At 61.8% G+C, this 20,009-nt stretch carries 19 protein-coding genes, 1 tRNA gene and 1 pseudogene; 11 read left to right on the forward strand and 10 right to left on the reverse strand.

Features of this window, described 5'->3' with window-relative positions; genetic code table 11:
• Positions 1-13: 13 nt before the first annotated feature.
• Positions 14-1,207: a 1-deoxy-D-xylulose-5-phosphate reductoisomerase gene (gene dxr, locus MUU54_RS15620; protein WP_247244958.1), complete on the reverse strand. Its 1,194-nt coding sequence runs from the start codon at positions 1,205-1,207 to the stop codon at positions 14-16.
• 131 nt (positions 1,208-1,338) lie between these two features.
• On the opposite strand from dxr, the gene MUU54_RS15625 reads away from it, so the two are divergent.
• Positions 1,339-2,556: an FAD-dependent oxidoreductase gene (locus tag MUU54_RS15625; protein WP_247244959.1), complete on the forward strand. Its 1,218-nt coding sequence runs from the start codon at positions 1,339-1,341 to the stop codon at positions 2,554-2,556.
• A gap of 24 nt (positions 2,557-2,580) precedes the next feature.
• Here MUU54_RS15625 and MUU54_RS15630 read toward each other — a convergent pair whose 3' ends face one another.
• The gene (locus MUU54_RS15630; RefSeq protein WP_247244960.1) at positions 2,581-3,033 is read right to left on the reverse strand and encodes a hypothetical protein; all 453 of its coding nucleotides are present in this window, start codon (positions 3,031-3,033) and stop codon (positions 2,581-2,583) included.
• A 302-nt stretch (positions 3,034-3,335) separates the two neighbouring features.
• On the opposite strand from MUU54_RS15630, the pseudogene MUU54_RS24610 reads away from it, so the two are divergent.
• Positions 3,336-4,310: pseudogene (locus tag MUU54_RS24610) on the forward strand (methyl-accepting chemotaxis protein).
• 11 nt (positions 4,311-4,321) lie between these two features.
• On the opposite strand, the gene MUU54_RS15645 reads toward MUU54_RS24610, so the two are convergent.
• Positions 4,322-4,398, reverse strand: a tRNA-Arg gene (locus tag MUU54_RS15645).
• An 89-nt stretch (positions 4,399-4,487) separates the two neighbouring features.
• Positions 4,488-5,651 (reverse strand): M20 aminoacylase family protein, encoded by a 1,164-nt coding sequence (locus MUU54_RS15650; protein ID WP_247244961.1) that lies wholly within the window; start codon positions 5,649-5,651, stop codon positions 4,488-4,490.
• A gap of 155 nt (positions 5,652-5,806) precedes the next feature.
• Between MUU54_RS15650 and MUU54_RS15655 the strand changes: the two genes are divergently transcribed.
• Positions 5,807-6,901, forward strand: a complete 1,095-nt coding sequence (locus MUU54_RS15655) for a D-alanyl-D-alanine carboxypeptidase family protein (RefSeq protein ID WP_376742107.1) — start codon at positions 5,807-5,809, stop codon at positions 6,899-6,901.
• 14 nt (positions 6,902-6,915) lie between these two features.
• Positions 6,916-8,070, forward strand: coding sequence for a CobW family GTP-binding protein (locus tag MUU54_RS15660; RefSeq protein WP_247244962.1), 1,155 nt, complete (start codon positions 6,916-6,918; stop codon positions 8,068-8,070).
• A 6-nt stretch (positions 8,071-8,076) separates the two neighbouring features.
• On the opposite strand, the gene MUU54_RS15665 is transcribed toward MUU54_RS15660, so the two are convergent.
• The 5 genes from MUU54_RS15665 to MUU54_RS15685 form a co-directional block, all read right to left on the reverse strand.
• On the reverse strand, positions 8,077-8,310 hold the full coding sequence (locus MUU54_RS15665) for a sulfurtransferase TusA family protein (RefSeq protein ID WP_376742108.1): 234 nt from the start codon (positions 8,308-8,310) through the stop codon (positions 8,077-8,079).
• Positions 8,307-9,572 (reverse strand): L,D-transpeptidase family protein, encoded by a 1,266-nt coding sequence (locus tag MUU54_RS15670; RefSeq protein ID WP_247245040.1) that lies wholly within the window; start codon positions 9,570-9,572, stop codon positions 8,307-8,309. The genes MUU54_RS15665 and MUU54_RS15670 overlap by 4 nt, the downstream gene beginning before the upstream one ends.
• A 180-nt stretch (positions 9,573-9,752) precedes the next feature.
• Positions 9,753-10,706, reverse strand: a complete 954-nt coding sequence (locus MUU54_RS15675) for an acetyl-CoA carboxylase carboxyltransferase subunit alpha (protein ID WP_247244963.1) — start codon at positions 10,704-10,706, stop codon at positions 9,753-9,755.
• Positions 10,707-10,748: 42 nt separating this feature from the next.
• Positions 10,749-11,693 (reverse strand): site-specific tyrosine recombinase XerD, encoded by a 945-nt coding sequence (xerD, locus tag MUU54_RS15680; RefSeq protein ID WP_247244964.1) that lies wholly within the window; start codon positions 11,691-11,693, stop codon positions 10,749-10,751.
• A 7-nt stretch (positions 11,694-11,700) separates the two neighbouring features.
• Positions 11,701-11,856, reverse strand: a complete 156-nt coding sequence (locus MUU54_RS15685; RefSeq protein WP_247244965.1) for a hypothetical protein — start codon at positions 11,854-11,856, stop codon at positions 11,701-11,703.
• Between the two features lie 154 nt (positions 11,857-12,010).
• Here MUU54_RS15685 and MUU54_RS15690 point away from each other — a divergent pair, with 154 nt between their 5' ends.
• Genes MUU54_RS15690 through MUU54_RS15700 form a run of 3 tightly spaced genes read left to right on the forward strand, consistent with a single transcriptional unit; the run spans position 12,011 to position 15,042 of the window.
• Complete coding sequence (locus MUU54_RS15690) at positions 12,011-12,604, forward strand: shikimate kinase (protein WP_247244966.1); 594 nt, start codon at positions 12,011-12,013, stop codon at positions 12,602-12,604.
• On the forward strand, positions 12,601-13,728 hold the full coding sequence (gene aroB / locus MUU54_RS15695; protein ID WP_247244967.1) for a 3-dehydroquinate synthase: 1,128 nt from the start codon (positions 12,601-12,603) through the stop codon (positions 13,726-13,728). The genes MUU54_RS15690 and aroB overlap by 4 nt, the downstream gene beginning before the upstream one ends.
• 21 nt (positions 13,729-13,749) lie before the next feature.
• Positions 13,750-15,042 (forward strand): HlyC/CorC family transporter, encoded by a 1,293-nt coding sequence (locus MUU54_RS15700; protein WP_247244968.1) that lies wholly within the window; start codon positions 13,750-13,752, stop codon positions 15,040-15,042.
• 4 nt (positions 15,043-15,046) lie between these two features.
• Here the strand turns inward: MUU54_RS15700 and MUU54_RS15705 are convergent, their stop codons facing one another.
• Positions 15,047-15,328 (reverse strand): BolA family protein, encoded by a 282-nt coding sequence (locus MUU54_RS15705; RefSeq protein ID WP_247244969.1) that lies wholly within the window; start codon positions 15,326-15,328, stop codon positions 15,047-15,049.
• Between the two features lie 101 nt (positions 15,329-15,429).
• Between MUU54_RS15705 and MUU54_RS15710 the strand changes: the two genes are divergently transcribed.
• The 4 genes from MUU54_RS15710 (at position 15,430) to MUU54_RS15725 (ending at position 20,008) form a co-directional block, all read left to right on the forward strand.
• Positions 15,430-16,056, forward strand: a complete 627-nt coding sequence (locus tag MUU54_RS15710; protein WP_247244970.1) for a J domain-containing protein — start codon at positions 15,430-15,432, stop codon at positions 16,054-16,056.
• A 61-nt stretch (positions 16,057-16,117) separates the two neighbouring features.
• Positions 16,118-17,110 carry a cobaltochelatase subunit CobS gene (gene cobS, locus MUU54_RS15715; protein WP_247244971.1) on the forward strand — a complete coding sequence of 331 codons (993 nt, stop codon included), beginning with the start codon at positions 16,118-16,120 and terminating at the stop codon, positions 17,108-17,110.
• 13 nt (positions 17,111-17,123) lie between these two features.
• On the forward strand, positions 17,124-19,010 hold the full coding sequence (gene cobT / locus MUU54_RS15720; RefSeq protein ID WP_247244972.1) for a cobaltochelatase subunit CobT: 1,887 nt from the start codon (positions 17,124-17,126) through the stop codon (positions 19,008-19,010).
• 26 nt (positions 19,011-19,036) lie between these two features.
• A complete protein-coding gene (locus MUU54_RS15725; RefSeq protein WP_247244973.1) occupies positions 19,037-20,008 on the forward strand; it encodes an esterase-like activity of phytase family protein in 972 nt (323 codons plus the stop codon).
• Position 20,009: the final 1 nt, after the last annotated feature.

The raw sequence follows: 20,009 nt of genomic DNA on the forward strand, positions 1-20,009 counted from the left end.
ACGGGATGGCCGCTTACGCGGCCATTTCCTTTTGAGCGACGATCTCTGCGGCTCGTCGCCTGGCTTCGGCATCTCCGGCGAACACTTCGTCGATGGAAGTCGCTGCCGGTGCCCCGACCATGGCCTCCATGACGGCCTCGGCGATATCGGCCATCTGCAGGAAGCCGATCCGTCCCTGGCAGAAAGCGTCGAATGCCACTTCCTCCGCGGCATTCATCACCGCGCCCTGGATGCCGCCACGCTCCAGCGCCAGCCGGGCGAGCCGTAGCGCCGGAAAGCGAGCCTCGTCCGGTGCTTCGAAATCGAGCCGTGCCAGCTTGGCGAAGTCCAGCCGTTCCACGTTCAGCTTCGGACGGTCGGGGTAGGTTAGCGCGTAGCCAATGGCGGTGCGCATATCCGGCGCACCAAGCTGGGCCAGCACTGAGCCGTCCGTATAACCGACCATGGAATGGATGATCGACTGCGGGTGGACGATGACCTCGATCTGGTCCGGGCGGAGATTGAAGAGGTGCTTCGCCTCGATCATCTCCAGCGCCTTGTTGAACATGGAGGCGCTGCCGATCGAGATCTTCAGGCCCATCGACCAGTTGGGGTGAGCCTTGGCAACCTCGACCGTGACATCAGACATCTGCTCGCGGGTCCAGGTGCGGAACGGGCCGCCGGATGCCGTCAGCACGATCCGCTCCACGGCATGGTGCTGATCGTCTTCCAGCGACTGAAAGATCGCGCTGTGCTCGCTGTCTACCGGAATGAGTCGTCCGCCGCCTTTCCGGACGGCTTCGATGAAGAAGTCTCCGGCCGAAACCAGGCATTCCTTGTTGGCAAGCGCGATGTCGGCGCCCCGGCTTGCTGCGGCAAGCGTTGGCGCAAGCCCGGCCGTGCCGACAATAGCCGCCATCACCCAATCCGCGCCGGCTGCGGCAGCCTCAACGACGGCGTCCGGCCCAGCGGCGGCCTCGACACCACTTCCGGCGACAGCTTGCTTCAGTTCGGGGTAGTTTAGCTCGTCGGCCGTTACGGCCATCCGAGCGCCAAACCTTTTTGCCTGTTCGGCCAGCAATCCGATATTGCTGTTGCCGGTGATGGCAACGAGGTCGAACACCTCGCGTCCGCCCAGTTGTTCGACAACGTCCAGCGTATTGACGCCGATCGATCCCGTAGAGCCTAAGATGGATATGCTGCGTCGCGCGCCGGAGCCGCCTGCCATAGAATTCTTCCGTGGTGGTGTCGCGATCCGTCTACAGGTGAATGTCCTCGCTCACAAGGGCGCCCCTTGATCGGCTGCAGGCGCGACCAGATGCATCTTGATCGAACGGGCGGTTCAGAGGAAGTAAAGGCATGGCCTACCAGCAAGACCTTGAGACCAGTTGTGTCATCGCGGGTGCCGGCCCGGCGGGGCTGATGCTCGGTTTCCTGCTTGCCCGCGCAGGCGTGGATATCACGGTGGTGGACAAGCATCCGGATTTCCTGCGCGACTTCCGCGGCGACACGATCCATCCGTCAACGCTCGAAGTAATGCATGAACTGGGGCTATCCGACGAGTTCCTCGCGCTGCCGCACACGAAGGCCCCGAAGCTTTCGGCGGAGATGGGAGGGCGCAATGTCACGATTGCCGACTTCTCCCGCCTCCCGGTGCGCAACCGCTTCATCGCCTTCATGCCGCAATGGGACTTCCTGAACTTCTTGTCGCAAAAGGCCAGCCAGTACCCGAACTTCCGGCTGATCATGCAGGCCAAGGTGCTGGACCTGGTTCAGGACGAGAGATGCGTGCAGGGGCTCAGGGTTAAGACGCCGGAGGGGGATATGACGATCCGCTCGCAGCTCGTCGTCGGCGCAGACGGACGTAATTCGATCGTGCGGGAAAAGGCGGGCCTCGAGATCGAAGGCTTCGGGCGGCCGAGCGAGGTGCTCTGGATGAAGCTCAGCCGACAGCCCGGCGACCCGAACGAGGTGATGGGCCATGCCGGGCCGCGCCAGGGGCTGGTGCTGATTGACCGCGGCGACTACTGGCAATGCGGCTATGTCGTGCGCAAAGGAACGTACAAAGAGATCAAGAAGGCGGGCATCGAACCCTTCCGCCAGATGGTGAGAGACATCTCTCCCTTGCCTGCAGATCGGATGGAGGAGATCGAGAGCTTCGACGATGTCAGCCTGCTCTCGGTCCGCATCGACCGCTTGAAGCAATGGTGGAAGCCGGGGCTGCTATGCATCGGCGATGCGGCCCATGCCATGTCCCCCATCGGCGGTGTCGGCGTCAATCTGGCGATCCAGGATGCCGTGGCTGCGGCCAATATCCTTGCTCGCCCCCTGCGGGAGCGAAGGCTTACCGATGCGGATCTTGCCGCCGTTGAGAAGCGCCGCAGCTTTCCGACGAGAGCAACGCAGAAACTGCAGTTGATGATGCGTAGCAGCCGGCGGAAGGACGAGGACGATGCCCAGAAGCGAAAGGGGCCGCCCGCCTTTATTCGCGGCATCGCGCGCTGGCCCGTGCTGGCCCATCTGGCGGGCCGGCTGATCGGCCTCGGCTTTCGAATGGAGCATGTGCGTCCTCGTTGAGGGGACGCGACGCCGGCCTAGCTGCTAGGACTTCTTGACCCCCAGAACGTCGGCGCAACGGGAGAAGCTCACGCCCTCGCCATGGGTGTCGTTCGTCGCGTGCAGCATCCTGATGATGTTGTCCGGCCCGACCGTGATCTGCAACTCGCAATAAAGCTGCTCGGTGCGTGCGGGCGAGATGAGCTGCGCGGCAGGCGCCGCCGGGATAAGCCCAAAGGAACTACTGGTGGTCTTGGTGATCGTGCGGCCATCGGACGTCTGATGCGTCTCCGTCTTCGTCTTCGTCACCTTGCCGAAGTCATTGTCCTTCCGCGGAGCTGACGTCGCATACTGTGCCGGAATGTGGCGCGTCGTCTCGCCGCCAACCCAGGTGAAGATCTCACCGCCGTCGCTCAGCGGGAAGGAGGAGGCCGGAGGGCCATAAAAGGTGAAGAACGAGTCGGCCGGCTGGCCGATCCAGTGTGACTGCGTTGCCACGTTTGCTTCTTCGGTGGTGTGCAGCCAGCAAGTGTCAGCGCCCCAAGCGCAATGGCGCCGAGCGTCAGACGTTTCATGTATTCCCCCAGAAATACAACTCTATGCCAAGACGGATCACTAGACCCCCGTCCGGATGATCTCGACCAGCTCCTGCTAAGGCGATGTCTGTTGTTGCGCAAGATGCAACCCGATCTCGCGGAGGTCTCCCTCAACTGCGGATGGAACGATGACTTAACCATGTTGTCTCAACATAAGCGGTAGATCTTTTAAGTACGTTGATTGTTTCACCAGGGCCTTTTCTCATGCTCGCGCCAGTCAAGAATACACTTCGGCAATCGGCCACACCCCGAACGATGCGTCTCGTGACCAAAGGCATCGGCAGCGAACTGGAGCGTTTCAGCACCGACATGCCAGTGTCGTGAAGCAGATCCGCCTTCTGGCGATCAACGCCCTGATCGAGGCCGCCCGCGCCGGCGACATGGGCAAGGGTTTCGCGGTGGTCGCCAACGAGGTTCAGCGTCTTGCGCAGACGGCGACCGATATTGCGGAAAAGTTCGAAAGCCGCGTTCTCGGTCGCATCGGACTTGGGCGCAGCATGGCGGATTCGCTTGTCGAGGAGATGGAGGGTGTGCGGCTGACGGATCTCGCGCAGACGCATTGTCCGCAATCTCTTCGAGCGTACAGCGGATGTGCGCTGGTGGGCGACGGATTCGGCGCTCTGGCAGGCTATGGCGGAGAACAACATAGATACAGCTGCCTTCGCGACTGAACGGCTCCGCGTGATCAACCGCTTCTATACCGTCTATCTCGATCTCGTGCTGACCGATCTTGAAGGGCGCGTCGTCGCCTCGGCCAATCCCGGCTTCCAGAAGAAGATCATGGGCACTTCGCTTGCCGGCGACCCTTGGTTTGTCGCCGCCAGACGCTGCCGGTCTGGCGACGATTACATCGTCGGCGAGGTGAAGCCGAGTGCCGCGCATGGCGGCCGCAAGGCGCTCCCAACCTGCCGCCGCAGGTGGCCGAGAAAACGACCATCATGCTTCTCGATGGCAAAAGCCGCGTGATTGCTTGCACTCGGCCGGCGCTGATGTTCACGCGCTTCGCCCTGAAGAGAAGGCCGGCCAAACAAGGGCAGCTACTACGACCGCAACGGCGCCATCGTCGCCTTCGCCAAGACCCTGGGCTACGAGGACTATGACGGACTCGGCTGGCACGGCGTGGTGGTGCAGGAGACGGAAAGTGACCAGGCGCTGAGCGCTGCGCTAGACCTAGGCTGACTTAAGAAACTTGGTGATCCCGGCGCGATTCGAACGCGCGACCCCCAGATTAGGAATCTGGTGCTCTATCCTGCTGAGCTACGGGACCAGCCTTTGCATCCATACAAAAGCCGCCTGCCGAAGCCAAGCCCTTTCCTAGCTGCGGCCGGAGTAGGCTTTCTCCACTGGTACGCGCGTTCAGTCGCTCAGCCGTTGCTCGGCCAGCCGCACCCAGTAGGAGATGCCGTAGGCGATGGCCTCGTCGCTGAAGTCGTAGCCAGGGTTGTGGAGGGGAGCGCTCTCTCCATTGCCGATGAAGATGAAGGCGCCGGGCCTGCTCTTCAGCATGTAGGCGAAATCCTCTCCGGCCATGGAAGGATCGACCTCCGGATCGAGGTTGGCCGGCCCGACGACCTCCGTCGCTGCACGGATGGCGTTTCCGGTTTCCCGGTCGTGGTTGACGGTGACCGGGCAGTTGCGCTCGTAGTCGATCTCGACGGTCGCGCCATGGGCAAGTGCCAATCCCTCGACGATCTGCCGGATCCGGGTTTCGGCGAGATCGCGCACATCTTCGCTGAGGCTGCGGACGGTGCCAACGAGTGTTGCAGTGTCGGGAATGATGTTGTGGGTCGTGCCGGCCTCGAACCGGGTGACGGACACGACGACGGACTGGAGAGGGTCGGCATTGCGCGCGGCGATCGCCTGAAGGCTTCCGACGATCTGCGAGCCGATGAGGATCGGATCGACGGTGCGGTGCGGCTGGGCCGCATGGCCACCGCGACCCTTAATCGTGATGGCAAACTTGTCGGGCGCGGCCATGATCCCGCCGCGGCGAATCGCGAACTGGCCGACCGGAATGCCCGGCATGTTATGCATGCCGTAGACTTCGTCGATGCCGAAACGCTCCATCAGGCCGTCCTGGATCATGGCGGCCGCGCCGGCGCCACCCTCTTCGGCCGGCTGGAAGATCACGGCGACAGTGCCGTTGAAGCTGCGGGTCTCGGTAAGGTGCTTCGCGGCGCCAAGCAGCATCGAAGTGTGTCCGTCGTGACCGCAGGCATGCATCTTTCCCTCCACCGTGGATGACCACGGTTTTCCGGTCGTCTCTTTCAGGGGCAGGGCGTCCATGTCGGCGCGAAGGCCGATCGTGCGCTCGCCCGGCCCTCGACCGTGGATGATGCCGACTACGCCGGTGCGGCCGATGCCGGTGACGACTTCGTCGACTCCGAACTCGCGCAGCCTTGCTTCCACAAAGGCTGCGGTGTCATGGACGTCATAGAGAATTTCGGGATTTTGATGAAGATGGCGGCGCCATTCGGTCACTTCAGCCTGAAGTTCCGCGGCTCGATTGATGATTGGCATTCGGTCCCCTGGTCTTGTTGTTTTTACGAGATCGTGAATCGCCCTCCCGCGTCATACTGCTCCTCACGATTGACGCAATCAATGTTCTTTGCCATTGCTTGGCCACATAGGCAAACTATTGCCGCTCTCGTTCTTCCGCCCCAACGAGGTATGATTTGCCGACGCTTCGCTCCACCTTGCCCCGTGCCTCCAGACTGGTCGCAATCTTCGCCGCCGCCGCGGTTTTCGTGTCTGCGGGGGGCGCCTTCGCCAATCCGCACATGGTGGTGGACGTGCGCACGGGGCGCGTGATTGCCCATGAGGAAGCCTTCCGCAAATGGTATCCCGCGTCGCTGACGAAGCTGATGACGGCTTACGTAACGTTCTCGGCGCTGAAGTCCGGACGGCTCTCGCTCGACAGCACGGTGACGATGAGCAAGAAAGCGGCCGATCAGCCGGCAAGTAAGATGTATTTCAAGCCTGGCTCGCAGCTGACGCTCGACAGCGCGCTGAAGCTCATGCTGGTGAAATCCGCCAACGACATTGCCGTGGCCGTAGCAGAGACGGTCGGCGGCTCGCTCGACCAGTTCGTCGCCATGATGAATGCGCAAGCTGCACGGCTTGGCATGACCTCGACGCACTTCATCAATCCGCATGGCCTGCCGGGCAAGGGGCAGTATACGACTGCACGCGATCTTGCGGTACTGGCACTGCAGCTGAAGCGGGAGTTCCCGGAATATGCCGGTTACTTCGCTCTTGAAGGCGTCAGCACAGGCAAGAAGAACTATCCGAACTACAACATGCTGGTCGGCCGCTTTGACGGCGCGGACGGCATGAAGACCGGCTTCATCTGTGCCTCCGGCTTCAATCAGGTGTCGTCGGCGACCCGGAACGGTCGCACGGTCATCTCGGTGGTGCTCGGATCCGACAGCCTGGCTGGCCGCGCCGATGAATCGGCCGATCTTCTGCAGGTGGGACTGACGTCCTCCAGCCAGGGTGTGCCGCTCTCTTCGCTGGCACCCTATGGCGACACGGCGGCGGTCAACGATATCAGCGCCGAGATCTGCAATCCGAAGGCTGCGAAGGTGCGCAGTGAAGGCCGCGACGATGCGGGCCGGATGATCGTCAGTTCGCCCTATATTCACGAGATGGTGCGCCCGCCGCGCTACAGTTTTGCAGGTCTCATTCCGGGCTCGGAGATCGCGGCAAGCCAGACCGGCCAGAACCAGATCGCCAACGTGCCGATCCCGCTGCCGCGCCCGACCTTCTAAAGCGGCATTGTCTGATGCATTCCTCCCGCAGCCGGATACCGGTTTCCATCATCACGGGCTTCCTCGGGGCGGGGAAGTCGACGTTGCTCAACCGTATCCTCAAGGATCCCGCAGCCAGCGACACTGCGGTGATCATCAACGAGTTCGGTGAGGTCGGGATCGACAACCTGCTGGTGGAATCTTCGGGCGATACGCTGGTCGAGCTTGCGAACGGCTGTCTCTGCTGCACGGTGCGCGGCGAACTGGTCGATACGCTCGCGACGATGATGGATGCAATGCAGACCGGCCGGATGAAGCCTATCCGCCGCACCGTGATCGAAACAACGGGGCTTGCGGACCCTGCGCCGGTGATGCAGTCGGTGATGGGCAATCCGGTGATCGCGCAGAACTTCGAGCTGGATGGCCTCCTAACTGTAATCGATGCCGTCAATGGTGCGGCGACGCTTAAGCGGCATCCGGAGGCGGTCAAGCAGGTGGCGGTGGCCGACCGGCTGATCATCTCCAAGACAACGATGGCAAGCGAGGAGCAGCTCCGGGAGCTTCACGCACATCTGGATAGGCTGAACCCGCGGGCGCAGCGGCTGGACGCGGATACACCAGAGACTGCCGTAGCATCCCTGCTCGACAAGGGGCTCTACGACCCGTCCACCAAGATCGCCGATGTCGACCGCTGGCTGCAGGATGAGGCGCGTGCTCCGGCCGATGATCACGACCATCATCATCATGGCGATGGACATGGACATCATGGGCATGGACATCACGGCCATCACAACCATGACGTCACGCGCCACGGCGACTCGATCCGCTCCTTCGCCATCGTTCACGACCAGCCGATCGATCCGATGGCGATCGAGATGTTCGTGGATCTGCTGCGCTCCGCGCATGGGGAGAAGCTGTTGCGGATGAAGGCGATCGTGGCGCTCTCCGACAATCCCGACCGTCCGCTCGTCCTTCACGGCGTGCAATCGATCTTCCATACGCCGCAGCGCCTGGCGGCATGGCCTCAAGGCTCGGATCGCCGCACGCGCATGGTGCTAATCACGCAGGATCTGCCGGAGGAGTTCGTCAGCGACCTGTTCGCCGCCTTTACCGGCACGCCGCGGGTGGACCGGCCGGATCGCACGGCACTGGAAGACAACCCGTTGGCGGTTCCCGGCTTCAGGCGTTAGGTTCTTTCAGCCCTTGCGAATCCTGAACCGATGACCGGTTTCGGTTTTCTCGCTTTCCATCAGCTGATGACCGTTTTCGTAGCAGAAATGCGGAATGTCGATGCCTGCCAGGGGATCGCTGGTCTCGATCAGCAGTTCCTCGCCATGGCGCATCACGCTCAGCCGCTTGCGCGTCTTCAGGACCGGCAAGGGGCATTTGAGGCCCCGCAGGTCATAAAGCTGCGCCGTATCGGGCATCATTCGCCGTCCCAGAATTTCCAGAACGGTCTCTTTTCCGCGGTGTTGACCGGCGGCGCTGCATAGGCGAGAGGATTGGGAGTGGGGATCGGCACGGTGGTGGAGGAGGCCTCTGCCGTCTCGGTTGCGGGCTGTGCTTGCGCTGGGGCGTCCAGCTGCCGCAGGCGGCCCTGCTTCGTGCGCTCAGCCGCGCTCTGCGGTCGGGACGACGTCGAAGCGAGAACGCTAGTGGCAGGTGTGCTCTGAGGTGAGGTGCGCTTGGCCATCAAGGCTTCAAACTGTTCGCGCTTCATCAGCTTACCCGCTTCCAGCGAGGTGCCTGTTGGTGCATAGGCGATGTCGCGGCCCTTGCGCTTTTCGGCGACAACGGCCTTGCGCTCCGCTTCCGTCGGCTCATACCAGACCATCCCGTCGAGCTTGTTCATCGCCTTCTGGTAGGCGACCTCGTAGCTCTTCTCGTAGGATGCCAGTGCGACGTTTAGCGCCGGTGGCGTAGACATTGGCGGGCAGGCGGCAGCTGCACCGGCGATCTGGCCGTTGATGTCCTGATTGAAGACATATTTCTTGTCGCAGATCGCGACCTCAGGTGGCCGCTTGGTGACCTCGAAATTGTCGTAGCCCGCCTTCAGGTTCTTCCAGAAGTCGATGTGCTCGCTGTCGCGGTGGCGCGCCATGTTCTCGGCGGTCATCCGAAAGGGGAAAGCCTGCAGTTGCACCGCAGTCTGGCCCCCCTTGAAGGCGTCGCGGGCAAAGGCATAGATCTCCAGCACCTGCTCGTCGGTCATCGAGTAGCAGCCGGAGGACGAACATGCGCCATGGATCATCAGGTTCGATCCGGTACGGCCATGGGCTTGGTCGAAGCGGTTCGGATAGCCGGTATTGATGGCGAGATAATATTTGGAGTTCGGGTTCAGGTGGGCCGGCGTGAGGTTGTAGAAACCTTCCGGCGCCTGCCGGTCGCCTTCCTTGACTTTAGGCCCCAGCTTGCCGGACCAGGCGCAGATTGCGTAGCTGGCGATGACGTCGAACCGATTGTCCGCCTTCGCCTTCCAGACCTCGAGCACGCCCTCTTCCTTGAAGATCCGCATCATGATCGGAGAATTGCGGGGCATGTTCTTTTTCTGCATCTCGGCGACGATGCGCGATGGCAGAGGCTGTTCGACCTTGTTTTTGACGTGCGAGAGGTCGACGGAATCCAGCGTGTCGTTACAGCCTGCCAATGCAGTCGCGAGCATCAGGGCGAGGGCAATGTTTTTCAGGCGTATCGGCATGAACACCACACAATTGCTTTAGGGCAAGGAATCGGTACAGCGGCATGATAATGAAGCGGTAATCTCTACATCTTCTTAACCGCTTGCGTCAGCCTGTCCAGCGAAACCCTCGCCTGCCTACGGCTTCCTGCAACCATCCGGCAAAATCAGGCCATTTAGTGGCGACGACGCATATTAGAGGTTGCGGCCGATCTGAAGAAACTTCTGCCGGCGGGCATCGCGGACCTCTTCGCCGGACATCTGGCCGAGCTCATCCAGAGCTGCGCCGATGACATCGCCCGTGGCACTGATTACCGCCTGGGGATCGCGATGCGCACCGCCGGTGGGCTCGGCGATGATATCATCAATGACACCCAGTTCCTTCAGGTCTGTTGCGGTGATTCGCATGTTGGTCGCGGCTTCGCGTGCTCGCGTGGAATCGCGCCAGAGGATCGATGCCGCACCTTCCGGAGAGATGACGGAGTAGATCGCGTGCTCGAGCATGTAGACCTTGTTGCCGGTTGCGATGGCAATGGCGCCGCCGGAGCCGCCTTCGCCGATCACGACGGAGACCATCGGCACCTTCAGCCCCAGGCACATTTCTGTGGAGCGGGCGATGGCCTCAGCCTGGCCGCGTTCCTCGGCCCCGACACCTGGATAGGCGCCTGCGGTGTCGATGAGGGAGATGACCGGCAGGCCGAAACGATCCGCCATTTCCATGATACGGATTGCCTTGCGATAGCCTTCGGGGCGGGGGCTGCCGAAATTGTGCTTCAGGCGGCTCTTGGTATCGTGGCCCTTCTCCTGGCCAAGAACAGCGACCGGCTGCCCTCGGAAACGTCCAAGCCCGGCCTGGATGGCAGCGTCCTCGCCGAAGCTGCGGTCGCCGGCAAGGGGCGTGAAGTCGGTGAACAATTGACCGGCGTAATCGACGAAGTGAGGTCGCTGCGGATGGCGCGCAACCTGCGTCTTCTGCCAGGCGTTCAGCTTGCCATAGATATCTTCCATCGCTTCGCGAACGCGAACTTCCAGGCGCGAAACCTCGTCGGAAGTGTCGATGCTCTCGTCTTCGGCGGCGATCTTCTTCAACTCGTGGATCTTTGCCTCGAGGTCTGAGATTGGCTTTTCGAAGTCGAGATAAGTCTGCATTGGATCCGTGTTCCGATGGTTCTGGCCGGGCCGGCGGGCCCTCTATTCCCGGTTTTTCGCCAGTTTTGCAAGGGGGTGGTGCGTTTGCACCAGTTGTCGGAGCCTCTCTTCAAGCACATGCGTATAGATCTGTGTGGTGGAAATGTCCGAATGGCCCAGCAGTTCCTGCACGACACGAAGGTCGGCGCCGTTCTGTAGAAGGTGGCTTGCGAAGGCGTGCCGCATCACATGCGGGGAGATCGTCGCCGCAGGTAGGCCAGCGCGGGCGGCAAGGCCCTTGAGGTCACGCGCGAACACCTGTCTCGGCAGATATCCCTCCTTTCCGCTGGAGGGGAAGAGCCAGGGACTGTCGGTATCGACCTTCCCAGCAGCATTGCGCGCCTCGCCATATCGCCCCAGAGCGTTGATCGCGGAGCGTGACAGCGGCACGAGCCTTTCCTTGTTGCCCTTGCCGCGAATGATCAGGAAGCGTCCTTCCTGTTGCAGCACCCGTGCCGGAAGCGAAACCAGCTCGCTGACGCGCATGCCTGTTGCATAGAGCAGTTCGAGCAGTGCCAACATGCGCAGGCGTGAGAGCTGGCCCGCAGACGGGTCATCGGCTTCCGCGGCGGCGAGGTCCAGCAGCCGCGTCACGTCCGCCTCGCTCATTGTCTTGGGAAGCGCACGCGCCTTTGTCGGACTGTCGAGAATGGCGCTCGGGTCGTCACCGCGCAGCCCTTCCGCGTAAAGAAACTTGTAGAACTGCCGCATTGCCGACAGTCGCCGTGCTTGGGAGCTGGCAGCAAAGCCTCTTCCGGCGAGATGGGATAGGTAAGCGCGCAGATCGTCACTAGTCGCTTCCACAGGTGACGTCTTGCGACCAGCGAGGAACTCATGAAGATGATCGAGATCGCGCTGGTAAGACACCAAAGTATTGGCGGCCGCCCCGCGCTCGGCGCTCATCATCTCCAGGAAGGCTTCGATATTGGCGCGGGTGAGGCTGGCCACGCGGGCATCACTCCTGTGGCGCAGGGTTCAACCGCTCGGACGGTATGCGCACCGTGACGTCACGTTCGCGCGGCTCCACCAGGAAGACCAGTGCCAGCATGGTCCCATAGATGATCCCGGCGATCACGGCGAGGACGAACAGGAAGCGAAAAAGGGTGGGCATCGATCGGAATTCCCTCGCGAATCCTGCTGAAGACAAGTGCCAGTATATGCGAGAAGGTGGCGCGGCGCGCAAGCTCCAGCCTGCTTTGGCGGCATGCATGGCTTGACGGTGGGGACCCATTTGTCGATACCCTTCGGCAAATGGATTGTGAACGATGAACGACCTTTCAGCACCCGTTGTGGGACCTTCCCTTACCGAGCAGGCTCGCGCGGCGCTTGGCAAGAGAAACCTCGTCTTTGTCGGACTGATGGGAGCGGGAAAATCCGTGATCGGCCGCATGGTGGCGCAGGCGCTGTCCTTGCCTTTTGTCGATACCGACACCGAAATCGAGCGCGTGTCGCGCATGACGATCTCAGAACTGTTCGCAGCCTATGGGGAGGTGGAGTTCAGATCGCTGGAGACCCGGGTGATCGCGCGGCTGATGGAGGGCGGCCCGCGGGTGATCTCGACCGGGGGCGGCGCCTTCATCAATGAAAACACGCGGCAGGTCATCGGCGAAGGTGGAGTCTCGGTCTGGCTCAATGCCGAACTCGACGTGCTTTGGGAGCGTGTCAACAAGCGGGATCACCGGCCGCTGTTGAAGACCGAGAACCCGAAGGCGACGCTTGAGAACCTTATGCACCAGCGATACCCGATCTACGCCCTGGCGGATCTTACCGTACAGTCAGGCCAAGTGCGCAAGGAAGCCATGGTCACGAACGTGCTTTCCGCCTTGGCCAAGTCCGATCAGAAAGGTGACGGAGAATGAATGCCCCCGCGTCCAGAGCCGATGATCGGCTGGTTCATGTTCCTCTGGGGGAGCGTGCCTACGACATCCTGATCGGTTCCGGCATGATCGGCCGAGCCGGAGTTGAAATCAATGCGCGGCTGAGGGGGCGCCGTGCTGCGATCATCACGGATGAGCATGTCGAGCCGCTTTACCTGGCGCAGCTGATGGACAGCCTGCAGACCGATGGCATCGAGGCCGTCTCGCTGACGCTTCCGGCCGGCGAGAAGACCAAGAGCATGGATGGCCTTGCGGCAGCCACGGACACGGTGCTTGCGGCGCGTATAGAACGCAACGATGCGGTGATTGCGCTGGGGGGCGGGGTCGTCGGCGACTTGGCGGGCTTCGCCGCCGGCATCGTCCGTCGCGGGGTGCGCTTCATCCAAATCCCGACTTCCCTGCTGGCACAGGTGGACTCCTCCGTCGGCGGAAAGACCGGCATCAACACGCGGCACGGTAAGAACCTGCTCGGCGTCTTTCATCAGCCGGACCTGGTGTTGGCCGACACGGCCGTTCTGGACAGTCTTTCACCGCGCGAATTCCGCGCCGGCTATGCGGAGGTTGTAAAATACGGGCTGATCGACAAGCCCTATTTCTTCCGATGGCTGGAGAACAACTGGAAGAAGGTGTTCGAGGGCGGTCCCGAGCGGATCGAGGCGATCGCGATCAGTTGCCAGGCCAAGGCCGACGTCGTGGTCGAAGACGAACGCGAGACAGGACGGCGGGCGCTCCTCAATCTCGGTCATACCTTTGGACACGCCCTTGAGGCGGCGACGGAGTACGACAGCAGTCGCTTGGTGCACGGAGAAGGCGTCGCGATCGGCATGGTGCTCGCGCACCAGTTCTCGGCCCGCCTGAACCTGGCAAGCCCGGACGATGCGCAACGTGTTGCCGCTCATCTTTCTGAAGTCGGCCTTCCGACGAAGATTTCGGATATTGAAGGATCCCTGCCTCCGACCCAGATGTTGATGGACGCGATCGCGCAGGACAAGAAGGTGAAAAGCGGCAAGCTCACCTTCATCCTCACGCGCGGGATCGGTCAGTCATTCGTCGCCGACGACGTTCCTGCGTCGGAGGTGCTCCGTTTCCTGGAAGAGATGCGCTAGGGGTCATCTGTGGAATCCGTTGTGTCTGTCGTGGCCGAGTATTGGCTGACGCTGGTTTCGATCTTGCTGTTGATCATTGCCTCCGGCTTCTTCTCCGGCTCGGAGACGGCACTGACGGCGGCGTCACCTGCTCGCATGCACACGCTCGAAAGCAATGGCGATGCAAGGGCAGGCATCGTTGGGGCATTGATCAAGCGCCGCGACCGGCTGATCGGTGCGCTCCTGATCGGCAACAACCTCGTCAACATCCTGGCGTCTTCGCTCACGACCAGCCTCTTCCTCGCGCTCTTCGGCGATTCCGGCGTTGCGATCGCTACCTTGCTGATGACTGCCCTGCTCGTGGTGTTTTCGGAGGTGCTGCCCAAGAGCTGGGCGATTTCCGCACCGGACCGGTTTGCGATCTTTGTTGCGCCATTCGTGCGGCTGTTCGTCGCCGTGGTCGGTCCGCTTTCCAGTGGCGTCAACGCCATCGTCCGTGGTCTTCTCGCCATCGTCGGCATCAATCTCTCTCGTGAAGCTTCGATGCTGTCCGCGCATGAGGAGCTTCGTAGCGCGCTTGACCACCTTCACCGTGAGGGGGGCTTCAAGAAGGCTGACCGTGACCGTGTCGGCGGCCTTCTCGATCTTGAGGAGCTCGAAGTCTCCGACGTCATGAAACACCGGACGGTGATGCGCGCGGTCAACGCGGACGATCCGCCGGAGGTGGCTGTTCGCACGGTGCTGGAAAGCCCGTTTACCCGCATGCCGGTCTGGCGAAACTCCACCGAGAACATCATCGGCGTGGTCCATGCAAAGGATCTGCTGCGGGCACTCGCTGAGCCCAATGTCGAGCCGGAAAATCTCGACATCGTCAAGATTGCGCAGAAGCCGTGGTTCGTGCCCGACAGCACGACGCTCAAGGATCAGCTCAACGCCTTCCTCCGGCGCAAGGTGCATTTCGCGGTGGTCGTCGACGAGTATGGCGAAGTGCAAGGTATCGTGACGCTGGAGGACATCCTCGAAGAGATCGTGGGAGATATTGCCGACGAGCACGATCTTGAAATTCAGGGCGTGCGCCAGGAAGCGGATGGATCGATCATCGTCGACGGCTCTGTTCCGATCCGCGACCTCAATCGCGCGCTCGACTGGGATTTGCCGGACGAGGAAGCGACTACCATCGCCGGGCTGGTCATTCACGAATCAAAGCTCATCCCGCAGGAGCGGCAGGCCTTCACGTTCTACGGAAAGCGCTTCATCGTCATGAAGCGGGAAAAGAACCGCATCACCAGATTGCGTATTCGCCCGGCAGAATCGGTCGACCTACCGGCGGAGTAGCCGCCTACCAGCGCGTCGGCTCGCCTGGTGCCGCAGCCTCGACCGCAAGAGCATGGAGGCCCGCGTCCAGTTCCGGTTTCAGCAGTTCAATGACCGCCCTGTGCCGCTCCAGCCGGCTCAGCCCCTCGAATTTTTTCGCAACGATGCGGACCCGCATATGGGTTTCGCCAGTTCCATCGAAGCTCGGCTGATGGCCGGCATGGTGGTGGCTTTCGTCGATCACCTCCAGCCGCTCAGGAGCAAGACAATTCTGCAGCAACGTCTCAATGCGGGATTTTACGGACATGATCGGCCTCTGGAGAACGTCGAAGGGCATCCCAGAAACCAGCAAGAAAGGGGTTTGTCAATTCTTGTTCGCCCCCCTCCTGCACCCCATAATGAGGTCAAATGAAACTGGATTCCAAATATTTCGACCGGATACGGACGCGCCGGAAAGCCCAGCAGGAGACGGCGGCGGAAGCCCCCACCTGCCAATGGGATGGGTGCGACCGGCCGGGCGTGCATCGCGCGCCGGTGGGGCGCAATGCCGAGGGGCAGTTCTTCCTGTTCTGCTTCGAGCACGTCAAGGAATACAACAAGGGCTACAACTACTTCTCCGGCCTTTCCGACACGGAGATCGCCCGCTACCAGAAGGAAGCCATTACCGGTCATCGCCCGACCTGGACAGTCGGCGTCAACAAGTCGGCGAAGCACGCGCCCTTGCACTCGACCCTTCGATCGGGCTCGGCGGCCTCCAATCACCGGATCAAGGACCCGTTCGGCTTCGTGGCGGAGGGTCGTGGGGCCGGCCCGCGCATGCAGCCGCAGGCGCGCAAGCTCAAGACGCTCGAGGCGAAGGCATTCGACACGATGGGCCTTGCCGCCAGCGCCAATGCGACCGAGATCAAGAGCCGGTACAAGGAACTGGTGAAGAAGCACCACCCGGATGCCAATGGTGGCGACCGCGGTTCCGAGGAACGTTTTCGGGCCGTGATCCAAGCATATCAGTTGTTGAAGCAAGCGGGTTTCTGCTAAGCCGTAGTGCAACTGGCAGAGGACTTGACGGCCGGGCGGTGGCTCGTGCCCTGGAGTGATAATGAGCAAGATCGATCTTGATATTACCAATCTTCCCGACACCACGGTTTCGGTGCGCGACGTGTTCGGCATCGATACCGATATTCAGGTGCCCGCCTACAGCGAGGGCGACCCTTACGTCCCGGATCTGGACCCCGACTACCTGTTCGACCGCGACACGACGCTCGCCATCCTGGCCGGTTTCGCCCACAACCGCCGCGTCATGGTGTCCGGCTTCCATGGAACCGGCAAGTCGACCCATATCGAACAGGTCGCGGCGCGCCTGAACTGGCCGTGCGTGCGCATCAACCTCGACAGCCATGTCAGCCGTATCGATCTCGTCGGGAAGGACGCTATCGTTCTGAAGGACGGCAAGCAGGTTACTGAGTTCAAGGACGGCATCCTTCCCTGGGCATACCAGCACAATGTGGCGCTCGTCTTCGACGAATACGATGCCGGCCGTCCGGATGTGATGTTCGTGATCCAGCGCGTGCTAGAATCGTCGGGCCGCCTGACCCTTCTCGACCAGAGCCGCGTCATCCGCCCCCATCCGGCCTTCCGCCTGTTTGCGACCGCAAACACTGTCGGCCTCGGTGACACGACCGGGCTCTACCACGGCACTCAGCAGATCAACCAGGCACAGATGGACCGCTGGTCGATCGTGACCACGCTGAACTACCTGCCGCACGACAAGGAGGTCGATATCGTCGCCGCGAAGGTGAAGAGCTTCGGCAAGACGGCTGAAGGTCGCGAAACTGTTTCGAAAATGGTGCGTGTCGCCGACCTGACACGCTCCGCCTTTATGAACGGCGATCTTTCGACAGTCATGAGCCCGCGGACGGTAATCACTTGGGCCGAAAATGCCGAGATCTTCGGCGACGTCTCGTTCGCCTTCCGGATCACCTTCCTTAATAAGTGCGATGAGCTGGAACGTACGCTAGTTGCCGAACAGTACCAGCGCGCCTTCGGTGTGGAACTGAAGGAAAGCGCGGCGAATATCGTGCTCGGAGCCTGAGGCAGCAGAGCGGATGGCAGGACGCGGAGACAATCTTAAAGGCAAGACGAGCGGCCCCGTGGATGCGGAGCCGTTGCGGCGCGCGATCACCGGCTGTGTCCGCTCCATCGCCGGCGAGTACGAAGTCGATGTGAGCTTCAGCAATGATCGCCCCGGTCTCGCGGGCGATCGGATCCGGCTGCCGGAGATTTCCAAACGGCCGACAGCGCACGAGATCGCGGTGACGCGAGGTCTCGGCGACTCCATGGCCTTGCGACTTGCCTGCCACGACACGTCGGTGCACGCCACCCTTTCGCCGCAGGGGGCAGATGCCCGCAGCGTCTTCGATGCCGTCGAGCAGGCTCGCGTGGAATCGCTCGGCGCGATGCGGATGAGTGGGGTCGCTTCGAACCTCAATTCAATGAACGCGGAAAAGTACGCCAAGGCCAACTTCTCCGGCATCGAGCGGCAGGAAGATGCGCCGCTCGCCGAGGCGATGGCGATGATGGTGCGCGAGAAGCTCGCTGGAACGAAGGCACCTGCCAGCGCGGGCAAGGTTCTGGACCTCTGGCGGCCTTTCATCGAGGAGAAGGCGGGAACCGACCTCGAAAACCTGAAGGGCGCGATTGAGGATCAGCAGGCCTTCGCCAAGCTCGTGCGGCATATGCTCTCTTCCATGCAGATGGCGGAGGACCTCGGTGACGAGGACTTCGAGCCGGAAGAGATGGAAAATCCCAACGACGAGGAGCAGCCGCGCAGTAACGAGACTGAGAACGAAGAGGTCGAGGAAGAGGCTGGATCCGACGCGGCACCTGCCGAGCAGAGTCAGGCTGCCGACGAAGAACTGGACGAAGGCGAGATGGAAGGCGCCGAAATGTCCGACGACGAGATGTCGGACGAGGCCGAGGACCATTCCGAGACGCCCGGCGAGACCCGTCGCCCACACAGCCCCTTCGACGACTTCAACGACAAGGTCGACTACCGCATCTTCACCGAGGAGTTCGACGAGGAAGTGCTCGCCGAGGAGCTTTGCGACGAAGCGGAGCTCGACCGTCTGCGGGCCTTTCTCGACAAGCAACTAGCGCATCTGCAGGGCGCGGTCGGGCGCCTCGCAAACCGGCTGCAGCGCCGCCTGATGGCGCAGCAGAACCGTTCCTGGGACTTCGACCTGGAAGAGGGTTACCTTGATCCGGCACGGCTCGTGCGATTGATCATCGACCCGATGCAGCCGCTCTCCTTCAAGAAGGAGCGGGACACACAGTTCCGCGACACGGTCGTGTCGCTCGTGCTCGACAATTCGGGCTCTATGCGCGGCCGGCCAATCACGGTGGCCGCCACCTGTGCGGATATCCTCGCCCGTACGCTCGAGCGTTGCGGTGTGAAGGTCGAGATCCTCGGCTTCACCACCAAGGCCTGGAAGGGCGGGCAGAGCCGCGAGCAGTGGCTGGCAAGCGGAAAGCCTGCCAATCCGGGTCGGCTCAACGATTTGCGCCATATCGTATACAAGTCGGCCGACGCACCCTGGCGCCGGTCGCGCCGCAATCTCGGCCTGATGATGCGGGAAGGCCTGCTCAAGGAGAACATCGACGGCGAAGCCTTGATGTGGGCGCACAACCGGCTGATCGGGCGTCCCGAGCAACGCAAGATCATGATGATGATCTCTGACGGTGCACCGGTGGACGATTCAACGCTGTCGGTTAATCCGGGCAATTATCTCGAGCGTCATTTGCGGGCAGTCATCGAGCAGATCGAGATGCGTTCGCCGGTGGAATTGCTGGCGATCGGCATCGGCCATGACGTCACGCGCTATTATCGCAAGGCGGTCACCATCGTCGATGCCGACGAACTGGCCGGCGCCATGACCGAACAGCTCGCAGCTCTTTTCGAAGAGAGCACTGTCAAGGCGCGGCGGGCAAGTTGATCTCAGGCTTAAAGAGGCTTCGGCTCTTGGCCGCGTCGGCCCTTGTTGGGGTTCTGGTCGGACTTCCTGTCGCTCCGGCGAGGCCCTTCATACCTCTCCGATCAGAGATCATCGAGAACTTCGGGCCTGCGTCGTCGCGAACCGGGTTCGGATCTCTCCAGTTTCTCGGTGGGCTGCAGTATTCCTCGTCGGACAACCGGCTCGGCGGTGTATCATCGATCCGCTTTCGCCCGAACGGGCGTGAGTTTGTGGCGGTGCTAGATACCGGCGACTGGATGACGGGGACAATTGTCCGCGATGGCGATGGACGCCTTGCGGGGATCAGCGATCTTTCCATTGCTCCGATGCTCGACAGGAGCGGAAAGCCAGCCCCCAAAGCCGAGATGGATGCGGAAGGCCTTGCTGTACGGCCGGGGGAGTTGATCGTCAGCTATGAAAGGCGGCATCGTGTCGCCGTATATCCCGATCCCGGTTTCTTGACGGCCTCGCCGAAAGCAATAGACACGGTCATCCCGAGACAGGAGCTACGCTCCAACGGCGGGATCGAGGCCCTTGCCGCCGCCCCGGTCCATTCGACGCTAAAGGGCGCGGTGGTCGCCGTGGCTGAGAAGAGCATAGATGCCGATGGAAATCTGTTCGCCGCTGTCTTGGATGGTCCGCTGAAAGGGATATTCAAGGTGGCGAAGGACGAGCCTTGGGCGGTCACCGATGGTGCCTTTTTGCCCGATGGTGACCTCCTGCTGCTGGAGCGCCGCTTCAGCTTTACCGGCGGCGTCGGCATGCGGATCAGACGGATCGAAGGCGATACGATTCGTCCTGGTGCCGTGGTCGCCGGGGAAGTCTTGATCGAAGCCGGCATGGGAGCCGAGATCGACAACATGGAGGGCCTCGAGGTGATCGAGGGGCCACGCGGCGAAACGCGCATCATCCTCGTCTCCGACGACAACCGGTCGTTCCTGCAGCGCAACCTGATGCTGGAATTCCGGCTGACGCAGTAGT

This window comes from Pseudorhizobium tarimense (assembly GCF_022968135.1).
In the GTDB taxonomy this organism is placed as follows: Bacteria; Pseudomonadota; Alphaproteobacteria; order Rhizobiales; family Rhizobiaceae; genus Neorhizobium; species Neorhizobium tarimense.